Annotated in this window: 19 protein-coding genes; 9 read left to right on the top strand and 10 right to left on the bottom strand. The window is 45.4% G+C overall.

From position 1 onward, the window contains the following. Positions 1-128: 128 nt before the first annotated feature. The 5 genes from MHH57_RS03475 to MHH57_RS03455 form a co-directional block, all read right to left on the bottom strand. Positions 129-1,688: an ABC transporter ATP-binding protein gene (locus MHH57_RS03475; protein WP_069012142.1), complete on the bottom strand. Its 1,560-nt coding sequence runs from the start codon at positions 1,686-1,688 to the stop codon at positions 129-131. Positions 1,689-1,748: 60 nt separating this feature from the next. Next, on the bottom strand, positions 1,749-2,336 hold the full coding sequence (locus tag MHH57_RS03470) for an ECF transporter S component (RefSeq protein WP_029515820.1): 588 nt from the start codon (positions 2,334-2,336) through the stop codon (positions 1,749-1,751). A 156-nt stretch (positions 2,337-2,492) separates the two neighbouring features. Further along, the gene (locus MHH57_RS03465) at positions 2,493-3,251 is read right to left on the bottom strand and encodes an energy-coupling factor transporter transmembrane component T (RefSeq protein ID WP_029515821.1); all 759 of its coding nucleotides are present in this window, start codon (positions 3,249-3,251) and stop codon (positions 2,493-2,495) included. Next, positions 3,235-3,831, bottom strand: a complete 597-nt coding sequence (locus tag MHH57_RS03460; RefSeq protein ID WP_029515822.1) for a GNAT family N-acetyltransferase — start codon at positions 3,829-3,831, stop codon at positions 3,235-3,237. Before MHH57_RS03460 ends, MHH57_RS03465 begins: the two co-directional genes overlap by 17 nt. 224 nt (positions 3,832-4,055) lie before the next feature. After that, positions 4,056-4,361, bottom strand: a complete 306-nt coding sequence (locus MHH57_RS03455; RefSeq protein WP_029515823.1) for a hypothetical protein — start codon at positions 4,359-4,361, stop codon at positions 4,056-4,058. Between the two features lie 272 nt (positions 4,362-4,633). Between MHH57_RS03455 and MHH57_RS03450 the strand changes: the two genes are divergently transcribed. Both MHH57_RS03450 and MHH57_RS03445 read left to right on the top strand, forming a co-directional pair. Beyond that, a complete protein-coding gene (locus MHH57_RS03450) occupies positions 4,634-5,113 on the top strand; it encodes a GAF domain-containing protein (protein ID WP_029515824.1) in 480 nt (159 codons plus the stop codon). A 90-nt stretch (positions 5,114-5,203) separates the two neighbouring features. Then, the gene (locus tag MHH57_RS03445; RefSeq protein WP_069012145.1) at positions 5,204-5,680 is read left to right on the top strand and encodes a hypothetical protein; all 477 of its coding nucleotides are present in this window, start codon (positions 5,204-5,206) and stop codon (positions 5,678-5,680) included. A gap of 96 nt (positions 5,681-5,776) precedes the next feature. Here MHH57_RS03445 and MHH57_RS03440 read toward each other — a convergent pair whose 3' ends face one another. Both MHH57_RS03440 and MHH57_RS03435 read right to left on the bottom strand, forming a co-directional pair. Next, on the bottom strand, positions 5,777-6,541 hold the full coding sequence (locus MHH57_RS03440; protein WP_165148360.1) for a MerR family transcriptional regulator: 765 nt from the start codon (positions 6,539-6,541) through the stop codon (positions 5,777-5,779). Between the two features lie 265 nt (positions 6,542-6,806). Then, complete coding sequence (locus tag MHH57_RS03435; RefSeq protein ID WP_029515827.1) at positions 6,807-7,178, bottom strand: MerR family transcriptional regulator; 372 nt, start codon at positions 7,176-7,178, stop codon at positions 6,807-6,809. A 572-nt stretch (positions 7,179-7,750) separates the two neighbouring features. Between MHH57_RS03435 and MHH57_RS03430 the strand changes: the two genes are divergently transcribed. The 3 genes from MHH57_RS03430 to MHH57_RS03420 all read left to right on the top strand — a co-directional run bounded on the left by MHH57_RS03430 (position 7,751) and on the right by MHH57_RS03420 (position 9,617). Beyond that, a complete protein-coding gene (locus MHH57_RS03430) occupies positions 7,751-8,215 on the top strand; it encodes an AbrB/MazE/SpoVT family DNA-binding domain-containing protein (protein WP_029515828.1) in 465 nt (154 codons plus the stop codon). Positions 8,216-8,600: 385 nt separating this feature from the next. Continuing rightward, positions 8,601-9,107, top strand: coding sequence for a hypothetical protein (locus tag MHH57_RS03425; protein WP_342434831.1), 507 nt, complete (start codon positions 8,601-8,603; stop codon positions 9,105-9,107). A 144-nt stretch (positions 9,108-9,251) separates the two neighbouring features. After that, positions 9,252-9,617 carry a hypothetical protein gene (locus tag MHH57_RS03420; RefSeq protein ID WP_342434830.1) on the top strand — a complete coding sequence of 122 codons (366 nt, stop codon included), beginning with the start codon at positions 9,252-9,254 and terminating at the stop codon, positions 9,615-9,617. 143 nt (positions 9,618-9,760) lie between these two features. On the opposite strand, the gene MHH57_RS03415 is transcribed toward MHH57_RS03420, so the two are convergent. Both MHH57_RS03415 and MHH57_RS03410 read right to left on the bottom strand, forming a co-directional pair. Further along, entirely contained in the window at positions 9,761-10,327 is a 567-nt protein-coding gene (locus MHH57_RS03415) for an NAD(P)H-dependent oxidoreductase (protein WP_340954151.1), read from the bottom strand. Between the two features lie 14 nt (positions 10,328-10,341). After that, positions 10,342-10,512 (bottom strand): hypothetical protein, encoded by a 171-nt coding sequence (locus MHH57_RS03410; RefSeq protein ID WP_342434829.1) that lies wholly within the window; start codon positions 10,510-10,512, stop codon positions 10,342-10,344. Between the two features lie 177 nt (positions 10,513-10,689). Between MHH57_RS03410 and MHH57_RS03405 the strand changes: the two genes are divergently transcribed. From MHH57_RS03405 to MHH57_RS03390, 4 genes are all read left to right on the top strand, one after another. Then, complete coding sequence (locus tag MHH57_RS03405) at positions 10,690-11,601, top strand: YafY family protein (protein WP_342434828.1); 912 nt, start codon at positions 10,690-10,692, stop codon at positions 11,599-11,601. An 88-nt stretch (positions 11,602-11,689) separates the two neighbouring features. Next, on the top strand, positions 11,690-12,040 hold the full coding sequence (locus tag MHH57_RS03400) for a nuclear transport factor 2 family protein (RefSeq protein WP_069012151.1): 351 nt from the start codon (positions 11,690-11,692) through the stop codon (positions 12,038-12,040). Positions 12,041-12,156: 116 nt separating this feature from the next. Then, entirely contained in the window at positions 12,157-12,483 is a 327-nt protein-coding gene (locus tag MHH57_RS03395; RefSeq protein ID WP_342434827.1) for a DUF1330 domain-containing protein, read from the top strand. An 84-nt stretch (positions 12,484-12,567) separates the two neighbouring features. Then, positions 12,568-13,362: an SDR family oxidoreductase gene (locus MHH57_RS03390; protein WP_165148345.1), complete on the top strand. Its 795-nt coding sequence runs from the start codon at positions 12,568-12,570 to the stop codon at positions 13,360-13,362. A gap of 256 nt (positions 13,363-13,618) precedes the next feature. Here MHH57_RS03390 and MHH57_RS03385 read toward each other — a convergent pair whose 3' ends face one another. After that, the gene (locus tag MHH57_RS03385; protein ID WP_342425638.1) at positions 13,619-14,074 is read right to left on the bottom strand and encodes a DinB family protein; all 456 of its coding nucleotides are present in this window, start codon (positions 14,072-14,074) and stop codon (positions 13,619-13,621) included. Positions 14,075-14,312: the final 238 nt, after the last annotated feature.

Here is a 14,312-nt window from a genome sequence, read left to right as displayed (position 1 = left end):
AAACTGTGTTGTATCTGTGCAGTTTTCCCTCTCAGATGGATGATTACCCGCACTGTATAATCGTAAACAGGCGGCCTATATAGGCCGCCTGTTTTGTACGATGTATATATATTATTGTCTACATATCCTTAATTTTTGTCAACTGTAATCGTATGATCATTCCAGCTATTTTCCGTTTTATAGAGATACCCCTCTTCCATACGAAGAACATGGCTGGCAAAGCGTTCAGCTACCTGTATATCGTGGGTGATGATCAGGAATGCCGCGCCTTCGGTAGACTGCTCTGTGCACATACGGAGCAGAATATTCGCCCCTTCGTAATCCGTTCCTGCGGTAGGCTCATCCAGAATGTAGAGCTTTTTGGGCAAGATAAACTGTGCTGCAACGCTCAAGAGCCTTTTTTCGCCTCCACTTAGCAGATACGGGGAGGCATCCAGTCTGTGCTCCAGCCTGGCGGCAGCCAGCAAGTGATGCGCCCGTTCCACATATGCGGCGGGAACTGGCTCCCGGGTCCGTAAACCAAGCTTGGCGCGAACGCTGTACAAGCACTCTTCCCACACCGTTGCAGCTGCAAACTGATGCTCTGGCTGCTGGAACACATAGCCGATTTCGGTAGCCAGCTGGTGAATGGGCAGCTTCGCCATATCCTGCCCCTCCCACCACATGCACCCCTTCGGTGCGGGGAGTAGGCCCATGAGCAGCTTGCCGAGCGTGGTTTTACCTGAGCCGTTCTCGCCCAACAGCACGGCTCGTTCGCCAGGCGCAAGGGCAAGACTCACGCCCTTGAGCGCCGGGCGCTGGCTGCGGGGGTAGGTGAAGGGCAATCCCTTCACCTCCAGCAACGGCTGTCCAGCGCGGTCCGCCGCTGACCCGGGCTTCGCGCCCGGCTCACGCGGCACGTCTCCCCTCTCTGCGGAAGAGGGGAGCAGCCCCAAGGCGGCCAGCTGCGCACCATGTTCGCGCAGCAGCGTTTCGGGCGGACCCTGCAGCTGCACGGTCCCGCCCTTCAGGACGATGATGCGCTGCGCTGCCCGCGCGCCATCGTCTATGCGGCCGGACGCGGTAACTACCGTCCGGCCTTCGGCATGGAGCCGCCGACATAACAGGACGAAGTCGCAGACAGCCGGCGGGTCTAACTGCGCAGCTGCGTCGTCGAACACGACCAGCGGCGCTTCCAACGCCAGTACCGCAGCAATCGCGGTGCGTTGGCGCTGGCCTCCCGAGAGGCGCCGCACGAAGGAGTCGCGCTCGGGAGCTAGGCCGACGGCCTCCAGCGCAGCGGCAATGCGCTGCGCTATTTCTGCCGGAGGCACGCGCAGGTTCTCCGGCCCAAAAGCAATCTCGTCTTCGACGATTCCCTGCACCAGCTGGGCATCCGGGTCCTGAAGCACGACGCCGACAGTGGTGGCGACAGTAGCCAAATCAGCGGTATCGGGGTCCATCCCGTACACGGTCAACTCACCCGTTCGTTCGCCCTCGCCAGAACGGGATAACCCGCCATGAAGCAGCTGGCATAGCGTAGACTTTCCACTTCCGCTGGCTCCGACAATGGCTACATGCTCGCCCACCGCAATGTCCAGTGTCAGGCCATGTAACGCTGGCTCCACCTGATCATCATACCGATAGCCAAAATTCTTCAAGGATACGGCTATTTTACTGTTCGAATTATAATCGCTATGTTCATTCATAACTGAAATATCCTCGATCCCCATTGTTGAAGATATAACCACATGCATAGCCACCCACGGCTATGCACGTGAAGCGCGTCCTAGTTCAAACCGTTTTAACAGTCCCGTACGATTTAAGGCATCGCCCAGCACTTTCGTCAGCAGACCACACAGGACAATGCCGCTCAGGATACGAACGACCAGTGCAATCGTCAGCACCTTCCACCCCCAATGCATATAGCCAAACATATTGGCTGCCACAATAAACCACAGCGGAACCATAGCCCCACCCACTAGCATCAGCGAAACTGCGTTCCAGCGCCGATACCGCAACAAGGCAAATACCAACTCAGCCGCAATCATATAGCAGACAGCCGCCGCAATAATAGAAGCAATTCCATAGGCAGAGCCCATAAAAGACTGCACTACCGCACCAAAAGCATAAGCAATAACCGCCGTACCCGGCTTACGAATAATATAATAGGCCAACAAACCGTATATCATGTACAGACCGACAATAGTGGAAGTTGCGATAGGCCCTCCCAGACTGTTTAATGTTTTGTTAATGAGCGACAAATACACGGTCATGACGCCGTTCAACGTGGCCAGCATCGCCATGAGTACGATATCCAGCGTTGTAAACTTTGCAAACATACGAGATTCCTTCATATGTATTCTTGACTCCTCTCCCTATCTAATCTATAAGATTGCAGCTCTGATCCTTATACAAGCTGCTACTGTATAAATGTATTCATCTGCAGTCTTATTGTCAACCTAATTATATTTCATAGGTTGACAATAAGACTAAAAATAAGAGGCTTCACTTTATAAGCTCCACCCTAAAACAGCCGTAGCTACTACAGCAGTCACAGCACATAAGTTGCCTAAACGCCCATTCTTCAGTGTACGAAGATAAGTCCGTTCCGCATAAGCACCGAAACCTTTGCCCTCCATAGCCAGCGCCGTCTGCTGAACCCGTCTTACAGCATTCACCAACACGGCAGCCGCATACCCGCTCCACCATGATAACCGATGGCTCCACCCTCGTGGTGGTTCCTGTCCACGAACACGCCGTGCTGCCATAATGGTTCGCCCTTCTTCTTCCAATAAGGGGAGAAACGTCAGTGCCACTGAAATACCGAACGCAAACCGATAAGGAACACGCAAGCGCAGATTCAATGCCTGCACAAAATCTCGGGGATCGGTCGTCGAGAGATAGATATAAGACGCCAAAAACAACACAAAAATCCGCAACGTTAACGCCCCTGCGATGTCCAGTCCCTCTGCTGTAATGACAATGGGTCCCCATGAAGCCACGGGATGTCCTTCTCGAATCGCTAGGATAGACAATATAAAATATGGGATGCCTAACCCAATCAGGAATGACATAGCCCGAAGCTGGCGTGCTAAGGTCAAACGTGCGCCCAAGCCAGCCACAGCAATCAGTACAGCCAAGAGAACTGCTTCCCGCAGCGTCGAATCCCAAACCATCGACAGGAGGCTAAAGCATCCCACCCATATTAGCTTACTTAACGGCCCTAGTCTGTGCAGTGGTGATGAACCGCCGTTATACTGAAACAGCATTTCGTTGTGCCTCCAGTCTGAGCCATTCTTCATGCAGTAAAGAATACATCAGCATATCCTTAAAGCCTGTAGATGTATGCTGTACCTGCCGCAACAGTCCTTCCTGTGTCCAGCCCATCGAGGACAGCAGAGCTTGCGAGCCTGTATTGCGCGGGTCCACCAGCGCTTCGATCCGATTCAACCGAATCGTGTTATACCCGAATGACAGCACCAAGCTTAGCGCCTCGGTCATGTAACCCTGTCGCCAATAAGGCTTGGCTATCTCATAACCAATCTCAGCTTTATAAGCTCCCTCTGTCTGCCAATAATTAAAACCACAGCTTCCAATCAACTTCCCGTTCTCCTTCAGCTCTATTCCCCAGCGCAGCGCATCCTCCGTCTTCGCCAGCTCATTCAACAGCTCAATCATATCCTCTGCGTCCTCACGCCCTGACATACCAGAAAGGTTCATATAACGGTGAACCTCCGGGTCAGACCAGCAAGCGAACATCGTAGCCGCATCCCCGCTTTCCATCCTTCGCAGCCGAAGACGCGAACTTTCCTGCGGTGGTATATGCCCCTTACATGCATATGCACACATGTTCAATCATCCTTCCAGCATTTAAAATGACAATAAATATACGCTACATTTAAGCACACACCTTCAACAAACACAACCTTATTTAAAGCTGAGAAGCTTATATATATAGAAGATGCCCTTCTGTTCCTAGGATTAGGAATTAGAAGGGCATCTTCTATTTTATAAGAGATTAAACCGTTTGAGAGCTTGTCTTCCGAATCAAAAGTATTGAGCATCTAAGCCTTTTAAGAAGAGACACGGGTAGTGGTGCGTGTCGCTTTCTTCACAACATCCTTGTACAGTACGTCCAGCATCGACTGAATTTCCTGTAATTCATCGATCCCTGCACCGGTAATGCTGTACATATCATCATGCGGTGTCAGAAAGTTTTCCTGCGTCAGGTTTTCAAGCTCCTGCTTGACCTCACGTTCTCCTACACGGTAACCGCGCTCTTCCAACACAGGTTGAATATCTCTTATCGTGAGATCGTTCTGATGTGCATAAGAAAGCATCTGTATACGGATAAACAAGTTCTGAACATCTGCATGCATAATTGTAACTCCTCTCTGGCCTAAGCCAACCATGTTACACTGTTTTTACCCATAGTGGATAAGCTGGAAACAGATGAGGGCAACCCTTGCTGAATTACTTTCGATATTGTTTGCCCCGCTAAAACGTATAGTTTTCCACTTGACTGAATATACACAATCGTTATATCTTAAATTAATTAACCAATGGTAAAAGCGAATTGCATAATTACCTATTTTTGGCTATTTATACAGCACTTCATGTGAAAATTTAATGTTAGGAGCGTGAACTCTACATGTTTCAAACTATACCTTACGAAGGCACACGTCATGAACAATTCGAATCCGTTCTCGGGCAACTCCGGGCACTGATTCATGATGAATCCAATACCATTGCTAATCTGGCAAATGCTTCAGCATTACTCGGTCACTTCCTTCCAAATATTAACTGGAGCGGTTTCTATCTTTATGATGGCACTGAGCTTGTACTTGGTCCTTTCCAGGGCTTACCTGCATGTATACGGATTCCGTTGGGACGTGGCGTATGCGGTACCGCAGCAGCAGAACAACGAACGCTTGTTATAGATGATGTACATGCGTTTCCAGGACATATTGCCTGTGACGCTGCTTCCAATAGTGAAATCGTTATTCCCCTTGTCAAGAATGGGGAGCTGATAGGAGTGCTGGACATTGACAGCCCACTTAAAGGTCGTTTTGATCACGAAGATCGTGTATTCCTAGAGGAATTTACGGCTATTCTGTTAGCCAGCCTATAACCAAAAATAGCGCATATATATCGTCTTCCTTCGCCACAATATAGGAGGGTCTGAAACCCAAAACTATCCGGCGAAGGAGATTGATGATCAATGTTCAACAACATGGCTCCACAACAACAACTTCATCAATGTGAACAAATTATTCAGCAATTGGCACAACAAACACAGCAAGGAACCGCCATGTATCAGCAGTTGCTGCAACAAGAGCAACAAAATGCATCCAGCCTTGAAAACCTGATGCAACGTGAACGTAATGCAGCTCAAATGATCCAAACCGCAATCCAGGACCACCAAAAAGCTATGCAACAATACCAACAAGTTATTCAACTGTGTAGTCAGCTGGAAAACACTATCCGCTCGAGTAGCCAAATGACTCAGCCTGGATTTGGCGATAACTATGCTTCCCGTAGTATGCAACCATCCACCTTTAGTGCAGGAAGCCACATGAATCACAGCTTTCCGCAGCATATGGGGACGACCGGACAGCATTTTGCAGGCAGTGGTAACATGCAGCAGTTCGGAAACAGCAGTCAGCAAGGCATGAGAACAGTACCAAGCAGCATGTAAGCTGTTTTACACAAAAAAAAGGGTGAACAGCAGGCCGTCAGATCGGCTTGTTGTTCACCTCTTTTTCATATCATTTAAGCCCTTTCTCAGCTGTTGCTAGTTTAATTCCCGTTCTGCCAGCACCTTCATTCCGTCTCGCAAATACTCAGCCAACCCGGGGCGATAGCCTTCATACATTTTATTGAAATCCTCATGCTCGACATACAAGTCTCCCAGCCCGCTATAAATTTCTGCGGTAGGAGTATAAAATCGGCTTACCCATTGAAGATGACGGCGGATCAGCGCCTGTACTTCTTCACTGTTATGCTTCAATCCTTTATTCATGGCTTCAGCCAGCCGTCGATGAATCTGGTCAGCCTCTGCCTGCGAATCCAAATAATCCTCTTTGCTCCAGTTCTCCGTCGCCGTCTTGCTCTCCTGAATTGTTTTCTGAGCCTCTTGACCATAACGGTCTGTCAAATCATGTTCATACATTTCCTGCTTTTCCGGGTTAAACCCTTGGTACATTTGCTCTGGTTTCATTGCTTGTTCCCCTTTCAAATGAGCCACCGTTTCGTCGATGGTTTGTAGGAGAGTATGCAAGCGGAAGACTTTGGCCTCGACCTTGGCTCGATGCTCTTGCAAAACCTCGGCCTTTTGTTCCTTGGTTTGCTCCAGCATATTTCCAATTTCAGATAAAGGCAAATCCAGTTCCCTATATACCATGATTTGCTGAAGCCTCAACAGTTGTTCCTGTTCGTAATAGCGATATCCATTATTTCCAATATGATGCGGTTTCAGCAATCCTATTTCATCATAATAATGCAAGGTTCGTACGCTGATTCCCGACAGATTAGATACTTCCTTCACCGTATAAGCCATTCCGCTTCACCTCCCTTGCTTGACAGTCTACAGTCTCACGTGGCGTGAGAGTCAACGCCCCCACTTGCCCACCTTGGTACTACACTTTTACCCTATAAGCGCATTGTGAACCGCTCATTTACCAACCATTTTTCATACTTGCGACCTACAATCGGCATCTTTAGATAACTATGCAAAAAAAAGCCCACCAACGAGCATTTTCAAATATGCTGGGGGCTCCATATATTCGATTTGACTTAACCACTATTTACAGATCAAACGATACCTAAGAGAGGCTTTTTCCCATAACCACACGATCATAAAAAGCTATCTTTTGAATAATTTTCTCCAAATTGTGCTGCGTTTGTGCCACATGTTCCTCCACCTTCTTTTTGTGGGCTACAAGGAAATCTCTTCTCTCTTGGATTGTGGCTTCTCCTTTTACATTTAGCTCAAGGTATGCCTTAATTTCTTCAATGGTCATCCCTGTATCTTTCATAGCCATAAGGAACCTGATCCAATCGATTTGTTTTTCGGTATATACCCTTCTTCCCCCTTCATCCCGACCGACATCAGGTAATATGCCTTCTTTTTCATAATAACGAAGGGTAGATGCGGGCAATCCGCTCTTGATTTGAACTTCTTTAATGGAGTACATGGTTATTCCCCTCCTCATTCTTATATTTTCTCTTCAAGTCAGCTTTAACGATAAGTATAAGTTTTCATAGTAAAGAGTGCAAAATTAAGATTCCTACTACCTTACAGCAGCGAGGCAACCTTCTTATTGCCCGTCAGTCCGGACAGAAAATAGAACGTGGGCATTTGTGCCTCGTAACCAAAATCGTCAACATGGCTGATAATATCGTCCACAATCTGGTCGGTCTGAAGACCTTCACGTGCTAATCGAGTTCATACCCGCACCGCCTTATATTGCATCCAATTCTACACACCAAACGCCACCTCATACAGCATGGGAATCGATTGCCACCACAGCTTGCTCCTTATCCGGTATTACTAAAAATTTTATTGCCAACTAGAATATTATTTATGAATATATATCGGTAATTCTTTATAATTACCCTCACACACCCCTCAATAAATAAACACATATTGGTAATTACTTGTATACTTTTCAACAGTTTACTAAATATATGCGATTGCTTCTCTAAGCCTATTCTTTTTTATCATAACTATTTAGTATTATAAGGATATAAAAAAGGAGGTTATCATTTGAAAAGTACAGGTATGACACGTCCCCTAGATGCGTTAGGCCGTATCGTTATTCCCAAAGAAATGCGAATTTCCATGGATTATAATGTGGGTGATCCTGTTGAGATTTTTGCAGATGAGGAAACTGGTATTCTCGCCTTTCGAAAATATACTGGGGTGACGTGTAAAATGTGTGGTTCAACAGAACAATTAACTTATTTTAGAGACAGCTTTATTTGCGGGGAATGTATTGAGAGTTTAAAGAAGGGGGTAAATTTCAGCCCAGTCCTAAGACCAGCCAAATCAGCTTTATCCAACTCACAACGATCTAATAAAGAGTCCAAACGTCTGCGGCGATCGACACAACAGATGATCGAAAGTCTAAAAGAATTAATGCAAAAGCACCCCAATGCAGCACAGCACGAATATGCCAAAATACTTGAGGTTTCCCAAGCCCGTATATCCCAGCTCAAAAAAATGCTATAACCACAGCTTGATACCCTACATAGATATACACCAGTGATTTCATCATGTACAGCTACTTTTGAACCGTGATACGCAGCATCATAGCTAACCGACAAAATGCAAAAACGTCCATGCGAAAATTCCAAACCAGGTATAAAGACCCACTGAATGACTTACAAGCGAGAACGCCTATAGCAAAAGGCAGTGCTACATTTAATATTGGTTCCTGAATTAAAAAATGGCCTTCTTTAATTAGAGAAGGTCATTTCATTTATTTATTCATTTTTCTGTAGTAAAACATCCTATACTTTTTCTTTTCGTCAGTTTTTCGTCATTTCATTACATCTTCTCCTCATAAAAAAATAGTATTCGTTTTATAGATAGAGAAAGGATGTGTGAACCTAATATGAACAAACCTGCTCAAATTTTTTCTATTCTTATACTTTCCGTAAGTGTAAGTGTGTTTGCTGGTTGTGGAAAGCAGGAAACAACAGATACATCTACCAATGAAACAGTACCAAAAACCTCAGAAACGGTAGTCAAAGAAGGAACAGATCAACCAGCCGCCCTGCAAAGCTTAGACGAGATCAAATGGAATGATGTTAAAGATCCTCTAATTGAAGATGCCATGATAACAAAACTCAAAGCAGTAATAGCTGCCTTCGTGTCAAAAGATTTGGAACAATTCCATGCTACGCTCGGTCCAGACGTTGGAACAGGTCACGATTACCTCTTCGATCATCCGGTGAAGTTTACTGGTATTGCTGGAGCTATAAAAGAAAATAATCGGACATTGATACCCGTTGTAGGGGAACGGCTGAATAATGAAGAAGGATATTCACCCGATATACGATATACCTTCTACTTTGAAAAAGATAAAGATGGCGCATGGCAAATTGTTTCAATTGATTAACTAAATTCTCTAAGATGCATTATCTCGATTTGTAGCAACATTGCCCATTCCAACGAGTACGTTTGCACATATGATGCCTTGTCAAAACATTCTTCTCATCGTTCGATGGGGCCGTAACAACCACATTTCGCGACCACTACTGAAGTGAGCAATTTTGTTAATTTATGGGGAATATTTACTGTGAACGGTCAACAGATCGTTGCTTTTGTAAAAAGCGTAGATCCCGCTAACAAATCTATGTTAGTGCTATATCCTAATGGCACAAAGTCTTATATTGATGTTACTCAAATCAGTCAGGCTCAAGGCCCTTATCCAAGCATGCCTTCTGTTCCAGGACAAAGCGGTGGTCAGGGTGGAAGCCAAGGCGGTGGATCGCATTGGCTTCCTCATGGTCAAGGCGGCGGTCAGAGCGGCGGACCACAGTGGTGGCCTCAACATGGTCAAGGTAGTGGATCACAGTGGCCTTCCAGTGGATCTCGTAGCGCCAATCGGAAAAATCGGAAAAACTAATATTCAACCCTTATTGTAGCAATTGCCACTTGTCATAAGCGAGTTGTCGATTGGAACACATTCAATGTTGGACCAACCAAAAGGCGTCGCCTGCAAATGCACGCGTTGCCTTTTGGGTTAGCCACTGGCTCTGAACATAAATATTAGGATCTGCTAGCCATGTCTGCAATCTGGTTAAGCCACTCTTTACGCGTATCTTCATCAGATTGGGGTACCGACTCAAAAAATAGATGATACATGACATCAAGTCCACAATATTCAAATATGCCTTTGTCGGACGTCAAGCGAAGTGCTTGATCCATACCAATGCTGGCATATTCCGCACGTGATTTTCCCTGCGTATTGAGAATAATAGCCTTCTTTCCCTTGAGCAGTCCCATCTGCACTCCATTTACATATTTATAAGCAAATCCGTAGGAGAATACGCGGTCAATATATCCCTTCATAATAGCTGGCATCCCCGTCCACCAAATAGGATAAATAAAGGTGATTACCTCTGACCATTGCAAATACTCCTGCTCCCGTACAACATCTTCTCCAATGTCTCCAATGACCTCGCTACTGCTAACCACAGGTTGAAAATTGATTGCATATAGATCACGAACAACCACATCATGTCCTTTTTGCTTTAGCCCCTCGACTGCTGTGTTCAAAATCGCATGATTAAAACTTCCCTCAGATGGATGTGCGTAAATAATAAGATGTTTCATTGGTTTTCCTCCATTTACTTCAAAGTAAGTGATTGATCAATTACTAAATTTTGTACACCTTCAACTAACTGAATATGCTCAATCCATAGTTCCGATAAAGATACGTTTGAGTAACCTTGAGCGGTATCCTGCTCATGAATAGCACCTCCATTGCTTGTTAATTTAGTTAGTGATTGATCAATCACTAATGATTGGTCTCAGTATAGTTTATTCCTTTTTACTTTGCAAGTGCTTTTTGTTCAACTTTATATAAAAGATTGGTCCCACAGTTGATGTCCATTAGGGTGTGGTGTCAAACAATCACTTAATATGACTTTATAATGCCATGTTATTAGGTGTATGCTCCTAGAGAGGTGAAGCGTATGCCACTAAGCAGACATTTTGAAATTATTTATATGTTACTCCATAAGAAAAAAGTGACTGCTGATGAATTGGCAGAACATTTTGAGGTTTCCACACGAACCATTTATCGGGACATAGATGTCTTAAGCGCAGCTGGGATTCCCATCTACAGCAGTAGAGGCAAGGGTGGCGGAATATCATTGATGGAGGGTTATGTCTTTAACACCTCTTTACTGTCCGAGCAGGAACAAGATGATATCTTAATGGCCCTTCAGAGTGTGGCCACCGCTACCATCCCACAGGTAGAAGAAGTGCTGAACAAATTGAGTAGGCTTTTTAAAAAAGACATGGGTAACTGGATCGAGGTAGATTTTTCGCCATGGGGAAGCCAAAACAGTCAAAGACAGCTATTTACACTCATTCGCAACGCAATAATTACAAACCATGTTATAAAGTTCCGCTATTATAACGTCGCCGGGGAACAGAGTTATCGTAGCGTCGAACCTGCCAAGCTATTGTTTAAAGATAAATCCTGGTATGTGGAAGGTTACTGTTTAAATACCGAAAGTCATCGTGTATTTAAGATTAGCCGAATGAAAGAGATTGCAGTTACCGAAATTAGTTATGAGCCAAGAACGGTCGTAGCATCTACAGATACAAAAATGAACAATTTGCTTGATACCATTGAAGTAACTCTTCACATTTCTGCTCAAGGTGCTTACCGCGTATACGATGAATTTGCCGAGAAAACAATTACTCAGAAGGAAGACGGCTCTTATACCGTCACGGCACAATTTCCCGTAGGCAATTGGCTGGACAGTTATCTGCTGTCCTTTGGTCCCCTCCTTATAAAGGTTAGCCCCGAACAAGTACGTACAAGAATATTGTCTCATTTAGAAACGATGAAAAGAAATTTAAATGATCCTCTATAATATGACACCATGTAGTCATATTATCACTGCTATGATGAGTTTGAAGTTATCGCTCACAACATACTCACCATAGGAGGTTGAAGAATCAATGAATCCACATAGACCCATGCCACCAGCAGTAGAAACTTACTTTACATCAGCGAACAAATCCCGGCTTGAAACATTTACTTCCGCTTTCGATAAAGATGCGTTGATCTTGGATAATCATCGCGAAATCAAAGGTATGGAAGCCATAAAATCATGGTGTGAAGCAGAAATATTGGAGCCGAATGTCACCTTCGAGATCATGGATATGGATGACACAAATAATACCGTCGTCGTAACTGCGAAAGTAGACGGAGACTTTGATAAATCGAATCTTCCCGACCCACTCCTACTTAAACATCAATTTCTAGTAAACAACAATAAAATTAAAGAACTGATTATTACACTCCCATAAAGTAATTAAAAGAGGATTTTGTAAAAATCCCATAAGCGACTTCCAATGAACGAGATATAGATCGAGATGGTTTAGTTCGTCTATATCTTGCACTTCGGAGCGACTGGAATCGAATTTTGCAAAATCCTGAAAAAACAAGAAAGGGAAAACCGTATATGTCCGCTTATGTTGTTTTTATACGTGAACAGAGTACCGATCAAACTGAACTCCAACTCTATTCTCAGTTGGCACCGGCAGGTTTGGCGGGACATTCCGTCAAACCCCTAGCAATGTATGGCGCATACCTGGTCCTCGAAGGACCCGATATTGAAGGGTTGGCCATCCTGGAATTCCCCACTTTTAAGGAAGCACAAGCTTGGTACTTTAGTCCAGCCTATCAAAAAGCCCTAAAGCATCGACTGCGCGGAGGGCGGTACCGAGGTATCATTGTCGATAGTGTGTAAGGTTCGCAAAACAAGTGAACTCGGAGTGAAGATACCTAGAGGTAGTTCTCAACCACATTGTGAAAATCAGGAGGAATTATTCGCATGAGTTTTCAATTAGAAAACATTGTAAGTGAGTTTAAAGGTAAAAAGGCCTTGGTCACAGGCGGTACCAAAGGAATGGGAGAGGCTATTGCTAAGAGACTTACGGCTGCAGGTGCTACTGTAATTACTACGGCTCGAACTACTCCAGTTAATTTAGAAAATCCGGATCTATTTATTCCAGCCGATATTAGTACGCCTGAAGGTGTAGATAAAGTGGTAACCAGCGTTCTTGAGCGCCTAGGCGGTGTAGATATTCTTGTCAACAATGTTGGAGGCTCGTCAGCCCCATCCGGGGGAGCCCTTATCTTGACAGACGAGCATTGGCAGCAAACTTTTAACGCCAATCTGTTTGCTGCTGTCCGTTTAGACCGTGGACTGCTGCCGGCTATGGTTGAAAAGGAAGCCGGTGTTATTATTCATATTTCATCCATTCAACGTCGCTTGCCGCTATATGATGCAACATTGGCTTATGCTGCAGCCAAAGCAGCTTTAACTACTTACAGCAAAGGGTTAGCCAAGCAGTTTTCGCCTCAAGGCATTCGTATTAATACAGTTGCGCCAGGCTTTATCGAAACGAAGGCAGCACAAAGTTTGATTGATCGGATTGCTGAGACGACAGGTGACCGAGAAAGTGCATTAAAGCAACTGATGGACTCGTTGGGAGGAATTCCAATTGGTCGTCCAGGACTACCAGAAGAAGTCGCTGAGCTTGTTGCTTTTCTGGTATCTGACCGGGCCGCTTCTATTACAGGAAGTGAATATAATATTGACGGCGGAACAGTACCAACGGTCTAAAACTCAAGCTAAATACGCTTTATCAATAAGCCCATAACCGTATTTGGAAGCAAATTAATTTTCCAATTTATAAGGGTGTGGGCTCTCTTTGATCCTAAACAGCTCTGCTAAAACCGTGGAGGCTTTGTAGCAGCCGATTTTGCTCCAATCGCAATTAGAGTTTGCCTAAGTTCATCCTGAGTTACCTTTGCCATTTCTTGTGCAGTAGGATATTTCGGTTTTACTGCGTTTCCATTCCTTCTCATTGCGGAACTTTTCAGAGCCTCGCGAACGTGATGTAATCGACTTGGGCAGGCTCTGCCGATTCGATCCGAAGTGCCCGGTTGATCTGTCCCCGGTGATATTGTCCATGTAAGAGGACCTGCAACAGGCTGTCCCGGACGGACGTTCGGAACGGAACCCCGCTCTGGTTCGCATAGTCGATCATCTCATCCAACTCGGATTCCTCGAGCCCTTCGATATAGACACGATATTGTTCGGCGTTTTCTTCGAACATCGTCCGGATCGCCGACAGGTCTTCAGCTTCCTCCCACAACGAATATTGCGCGCTGCCCTTGTCCGGCAATCGGGACAGCCAGACTCGTTCCGCGACCGCGACGTGCCGAACCAGCTTCAGAAGGTCCTTGTTCTTCGTCTCACTCTCCTCGAGCGCGTCCAAGATGCGTCCGTCCGCCCAGTACAGGTGGTCCATCATGCACTTGATCGTCTTCATTTCGGTTTCCCCCTCTTCATCTCATCGATTACTTGAACCTACTGTTAACCGTTAGTTTAATCATTTGAATGAACTAAAACAACCTTTTTTGGGGTGAATTCCTTGTTGCTGTAAACTTCCAAGGAGAAACGTGCATTTTCAAAGGGTTTAGTGGCTTGTCGCTCCCTTTTGGGAAGCACTCATGGGAGATTAAGCCTACTCTGGTTGCTGCACCATCCTCATTTTACGTTTAGCCTTG

Origin of the sequence: Paenibacillus sp. FSL H7-0442 (assembly GCF_038593105.1) — a bacterium.
Taxonomy (GTDB): Bacteria; Bacillota; Bacilli; order Paenibacillales; family Paenibacillaceae; genus Paenibacillus; species Paenibacillus polymyxa_D.
Note: the sequence above shows the minus strand (reverse complement) of the source record. Positions and strands in the feature narration are given on the sequence as shown.

Excerpts from the sequence above, each read along its gene's own strand:
- MHH57_RS03450 (WP_029515824.1), top strand. The coding sequence starts at position 4,634 with ATGTTTCAAACTATACCTTACGAAGGCACACGTCATGAACAATTCGAA.
- MHH57_RS03465 (WP_029515821.1), bottom strand. The coding sequence starts at position 3,251 with ATGCTGTTTCAGTATAACGGCGGTTCATCACCACTGCACAGACTAGGG.
- MHH57_RS03435 (WP_029515827.1), bottom strand. The coding sequence starts at position 7,178 with ATGTACTCCATTAAAGAAGTTCAAATCAAGAGCGGATTGCCCGCATCT.
- MHH57_RS03400 (WP_069012151.1), top strand. The coding sequence starts at position 11,690 with ATGAATCCACATAGACCCATGCCACCAGCAGTAGAAACTTACTTTACA.
- MHH57_RS03445 (WP_069012145.1), top strand. The coding sequence starts at position 5,204 with ATGTTCAACAACATGGCTCCACAACAACAACTTCATCAATGTGAACAA.
- MHH57_RS03405 (WP_342434828.1), top strand. The coding sequence starts at position 10,690 with ATGCCACTAAGCAGACATTTTGAAATTATTTATATGTTACTCCATAAG.
- MHH57_RS03390 (WP_165148345.1), top strand. The coding sequence starts at position 12,568 with ATGAGTTTTCAATTAGAAAACATTGTAAGTGAGTTTAAAGGTAAAAAG.
- MHH57_RS03455 (WP_029515823.1), bottom strand. The coding sequence starts at position 4,361 with ATGCATGCAGATGTTCAGAACTTGTTTATCCGTATACAGATGCTTTCT.
- MHH57_RS03475 (WP_069012142.1), bottom strand. The coding sequence starts at position 1,688 with ATGAATGAACATAGCGATTATAATTCGAACAGTAAAATAGCCGTATCC.
- MHH57_RS03415 (WP_340954151.1), bottom strand. The coding sequence starts at position 10,327 with ATGAAACATCTTATTATTTACGCACATCCATCTGAGGGAAGTTTTAAT.
- MHH57_RS03470 (WP_029515820.1), bottom strand. The coding sequence starts at position 2,336 with ATGAAGGAATCTCGTATGTTTGCAAAGTTTACAACGCTGGATATCGTA.
- MHH57_RS03440 (WP_165148360.1), bottom strand. The coding sequence starts at position 6,541 with ATGGCTTATACGGTGAAGGAAGTATCTAATCTGTCGGGAATCAGCGTA.
- MHH57_RS03425 (WP_342434831.1), top strand. The coding sequence starts at position 8,601 with ATGAACAAACCTGCTCAAATTTTTTCTATTCTTATACTTTCCGTAAGT.
- MHH57_RS03385 (WP_342425638.1), bottom strand. The coding sequence starts at position 14,074 with ATGAAGACGATCAAGTGCATGATGGACCACCTGTACTGGGCGGACGGA.
- MHH57_RS03460 (WP_029515822.1), bottom strand. The coding sequence starts at position 3,831 with ATGTGTGCATATGCATGTAAGGGGCATATACCACCGCAGGAAAGTTCG.